4 protein-coding genes are annotated in these 4135 nt (G+C 53.8%); 3 read left to right on the top strand and 1 reads right to left on the bottom strand.

What is annotated here, in order from left to right; genetic code table 11:
- Positions 1-257 precede the first annotated feature (257 nt).
- Complete coding sequence (locus ABSG47_RS20385; protein ID WP_424172253.1) at positions 258-1325, bottom strand: ComEC/Rec2 family competence protein; 1068 nt, start codon at positions 1323-1325, stop codon at positions 258-260.
- Between the two features lie 143 nt (positions 1326-1468).
- On the opposite strand from ABSG47_RS20385, the gene ABSG47_RS20390 reads away from it, so the two are divergent.
- The 3 genes from ABSG47_RS20390 (at position 1469) to ABSG47_RS20400 (ending at position 3779) form a co-directional block, all read left to right on the top strand.
- A complete protein-coding gene (locus ABSG47_RS20390) occupies positions 1469-2329 on the top strand; it encodes a BrxR family helix-turn-helix transcriptional regulator (RefSeq protein WP_424172255.1) in 861 nt (286 codons plus the stop codon).
- A 426-nt stretch (positions 2330-2755) separates the two neighbouring features.
- Complete coding sequence (locus tag ABSG47_RS20395; RefSeq protein ID WP_424172258.1) at positions 2756-3364, top strand: nucleotidyltransferase domain-containing protein; 609 nt, start codon at positions 2756-2758, stop codon at positions 3362-3364.
- Entirely contained in the window at positions 3327-3779 is a 453-nt protein-coding gene (locus tag ABSG47_RS20400) for a hypothetical protein (protein ID WP_424172259.1), read from the top strand. The genes ABSG47_RS20395 and ABSG47_RS20400 overlap by 38 nt, the downstream gene beginning before the upstream one ends.
- Positions 3780-4135 lie beyond the last annotated feature (356 nt).

A 4135-nucleotide genomic window follows, 5' to 3' on the forward strand; every position in this document is an offset into this window, starting at 1 on the left:
CGCTGCTCCAAAGAAACATAGCTGAACATCCCATCCTGAACCTGCTCAGTTCCACGCATAATCAGTAGACGAATCTACGCACAACCCCGTTGCGGAGAGCTGCCTTTTTCAACAAGTTCCTAAGAGTGTCCAGACTTTTGGGAGCCATACCGCTACCGTCGCAAATACTGGAAGAACTACGAACAAGGAAGGCTTTAGTCTAGCCTGCCGCGTGTACTTGTCAAAGCTGAATCCCGTTGCGAGACTTCGCACGCTTTTCATTCCTCAACCTCCCAAGAGAACGGCTCAGCAATGGATGAGCCCCAATTGAGACGCATAGGCATGTTGTTTCGGTGACACTTCGCAACTCCATTGGTAGTGTGGACTGGATACCCTCGGCGAATGAACGCATTGACGACCTTCTTACGAGGGTGGTCTTCGTCCTCTGCAGCTGCGGAACAGTAGGCAACCCCTCTTGACTGACTGGGATCGGCGAGTGGCGCGCCCAACCAGCGGTTTAATGCCGTCGGCGTTACGTTTCTACGACTTCCATGATGCGGCACTTGAAAGAAATGTGGTTGAAATGATCCGAGTCGTGCAAGGTATTCTGCCGCTTCAGTCAGACCGTCAGGTCCAGTGTCGCCCGTCAGGACAATTAGTTTCTCGTCAATGAGAGCTGCTTGTACAACCGAGCTCTCATTCGAAGCGCTCGTCTGCTCCGGGTTGTCTGAAAGGGTCTCGCCAGTCCACGTTTCCCTGACAAACGCCACGGCTTTCTTGGCAAATTCAACGAACCAATCAAGCGCCGTCTCCGTATAAGTCTGCGGAGCCTTGTCGAGATCTGGAATGAGGCTAACGTAACGTTCTCTTGATGGAGCGAGAACTACAAACTCCCCGATCTGCGCTCCTTGAAGAGGCTCATAGATCGGAATGCCTTTTCGGATCGCAATGCTCTCTAATTCAACGAGCTTGTCGAATTCATCTCGCAAGTGGCTGACGAGACCTGGAATAGTCCAGTTCCCGTGAAAATGATGAATGATTTGTTCCGCATATAACCACGGACGATTCATCCACAAGGCCCCCACATCGTACTGCTCAAGAATCCCGATGAGGCCGGCAGCATGATCGCGATCGGCGTGTGTAAGAACGACATTGTGAATCCGTCTAGGGCGTCCGTAATGATTATTAAGGTGCTCAATGATTGTTTCTGTTGTTGACGCGTACCCGCCGTCAACGATATTGATCGTGAAGCCGGTTTCCGGCGAGCCGTAACGAACGCAGATCGCGTCTCCACTGCACGAATTCTCTCCGACAGGTAGAAAGTCTATTTCAAAGCCTTTAGACATAGCCGCATCCTTTCAACCTTTATTCCTCATGTGTAGTGTAACACGATGGGTAATTAAACGCTGCCCATCGCTATTCGTGACGGTTTTGGTATAATCATGTGCAGGGACAGAAACGGCTATCCCCTTTGGAATGGTGGATTTGAATGCGCTGGGGTCTTGAGCAGAGACTGGAGTTTGTGGATTTTCGTTTGTACTGGGAGGGTGGTATCAACCGCTCTGACATCACTGATCGGTTTGGTGTCTCGGTTCCTCAAGCATCGAAAGACCTCACTCTGTATGCAGCTAAAGCGCCTGGAAATCTGCTTTATGACAAAAGCGCGAAGCGCTATGTCGCAGCAAGCACATTCCAACCGGTCTTTTTTGTCCCTGACGCGGACCGCTATTTAGCCCAGCTTCGTAGCGTCGCGGATCACACCGTCAAACAGGACGACACCTGGTTATTCAACAACGCATCTGCCGAAGTCATGCCAATACCTCATCGTCGCGTTGACGTAGATGTATTGCGCTCCATTCTCAGTGCCCTCAGAAGGCGGCGTGCTATAAAAATCCTCTACCAATCAATGAACCCCCAAAGGCCTAAGCCTATGTGGCGTTGGATCAGTCCTCATGCACTGGGGAATGACGGATTGAGATGGCATGTTAGAGCATATTGCCACACGGACGATAGATTTACGGACTTTATAGTGTCGCGTTGCCTAAACAGCGAGGGCGATGACGCACAAAAATTGTCTGCCGACCAAGATGTGGATTGGCGCGAGTTCTTCGGTGTCGTACTCGTGCCAAACCCCTTACTCAGCAAAGCTCAACAGGACATCATTGCACAGGATTACTGCATGAAAAAAGGGCAAATAGCAATTCCCGTTCGCAAAGCGCTGCTCTATTACTTCAGAAAGAGATTACGGCTGGACGTCGCGACTGCGATGGATAACGCTCGAGAAACGCCTGTGGTCCTAGCAAACAAGAAAGAGTTCAATAGAGCCATTCTTGAAGTGGAGACTCATTAACTCAGTAAGTTCTTGATTTACCGGGCGCCCCGCAGCTTTCACTAGACAGGCGGAATCCGCCCCGATGATCACAAACGTCGCGCGCTCCGACCAGGAACAAGAAAAGCGGGCGCACGTGTCGCACACGTGGCCGCTGCTTAGTGTCGGTTTCTATGTGTTAATCAGGGCAGGGGAGACTGACGAGGGTTCAGCACCTGCTGTATCCCAGGAGGTCCGCGGGTTTCCCGCAATTCGCCGCACAACCGGTGCACAGGATTGCGAGAGATCAGGTTTTATTGGCTTTTGTGAGGGTGCTCTTCATGGCCAGCTCAGCACTATCTGGCAACTGTCAGCCTCTGAGAATTGAATCCTCTCAGATGCCGGAATCGCCCCGAATGCATCCAGGCATTGCTCCCTGTATCCTTTTCGGGTACGATTGACTCCGGAATGGGTACAGCAAGCACACTTTCGAGCACGCTGTTTGGGCGCACGCGCGGGGCGGTGCTGGCCATTCTGTTTGGGCATGTTGGCGAGTCCTACTACTTAAGACAACTTGCCCGGATAACGGGGATTACACTGGGGCCCGTGCAGCGGGAGTTGCGCCAGTTGGTCGACGTCGGCCTGGTGACCAAAAAGACTCTGGGAACCCAGACCCTGTTTAGCGCCAACGAGGCAAGCCCCATCTTCGCCGAGATGCGGGCCATTGTCGCGAAGACGGTCGGAATGCGCGACATTCTCCTGGCTGCGCTCAGCCCTCTGGCAGCGAATATCGACCTTGCTTTTGTCTATGGCTCCGTGGCGCGTTCCCGTGAGGGCCAGCAAAGCGATGTCGATTTGATGATTGTGGGTGGGGCGCACTTCGCGGATGTGGTCGACCGAATTGCAAACGCACAGAGAACGCTGAACCGCGAGATCAACCCTACGGTTTATACCGCGAATGAGTTCAGAGGCAAACTGCGCGGCAACTTCCTGAAGACGGTGCTCGGCGAGAACAAGCTCTTTCTGATCGGAGACGAGGATGTCCTTAGAAGACTGGGCCAGCAACCGGTGGCTTGAGAAACTCGGGTCCGATCGGGAGGAGATCGAGCGTCTGCTCGCGAATGCGGACGGGCATCTCGGCGACTATCGAAAGGCGGTCGCGAGCGAGATGTCTTCCGATGCGCAACTGAGTCTGGCCTGGGACTCGATCCGAGCTTCCGCGACAGGCGCCTTGCGCGCGGCTGGGTACCGGGTCGTCCGCGGCGGAGGCGAGCACTACCGCACGATTGAGGCTCTGGAGTTTTCGATCGATCCGGAGCGAAAGCTAATCCCCAGGCTCGATGCCTTACGCCGAAAGCGAAATACGGGCGCCTATGACGACTACGGACTTGTGGCTCAGGGTGAGGCTGATCTCGCGGGCAAACTAGCCGAGGAAATCCGCAAAGTGGTCGAAGACTGGATTCGCAAGAACCACGCCGACAAGATTACATAAGCGCCGATTGCCGCAGGGTGCCTCAGCAACGAGATGGGATATGCGATGTCTCCGTGAATTGAACTCTCTCAACGGCGGCTATGGATCGACGTAGAACAAGACCTTGGCGTGGCGAGGTGCTGTTCAATGCTCATCCTGAACCCTCAATGGCGACAAGCTGCAGGAATAAGCGCGCCGCCATGGCGACTGAACTTAGTGCCCCTCTTGCTGGGATGGGCTCTGGGGAGGTTCCCGGCCCCTAGGAACTTGTTGAAAAAGGCAGCTCTCCGCAACGGGGTTGTGCGTAGATTCGTCTACTGATTATGCGTGGAACTGAGCAGGTTCAGGATGGGATGTTCAGCTATGTTTCTTTGGAG

The sequence above is a fragment of the Occallatibacter sp. genome, assembly GCF_049510455.1.
Taxonomy (GTDB): Bacteria; Acidobacteriota; Terriglobia; order Terriglobales; family Acidobacteriaceae; genus Telmatobacter.

Bases quoted from the DNA above. Each gene is read 5' to 3' on its own strand.
- ABSG47_RS20385 (WP_424172253.1), bottom strand. From the start codon at position 1,325: ATGTCTAAAGGCTTTGAAATAGACTTTCTACCTGTCGGAGAGAATTCG.
- ABSG47_RS20390 (WP_424172255.1), top strand. From the start codon at position 1,469: ATGCGCTGGGGTCTTGAGCAGAGACTGGAGTTTGTGGATTTTCGTTTG.
- ABSG47_RS20395 (WP_424172258.1), top strand. From the start codon at position 2,756: ATGGGTACAGCAAGCACACTTTCGAGCACGCTGTTTGGGCGCACGCGC.
- ABSG47_RS20400 (WP_424172259.1), top strand. From the start codon at position 3,327: ATGTCCTTAGAAGACTGGGCCAGCAACCGGTGGCTTGAGAAACTCGGG.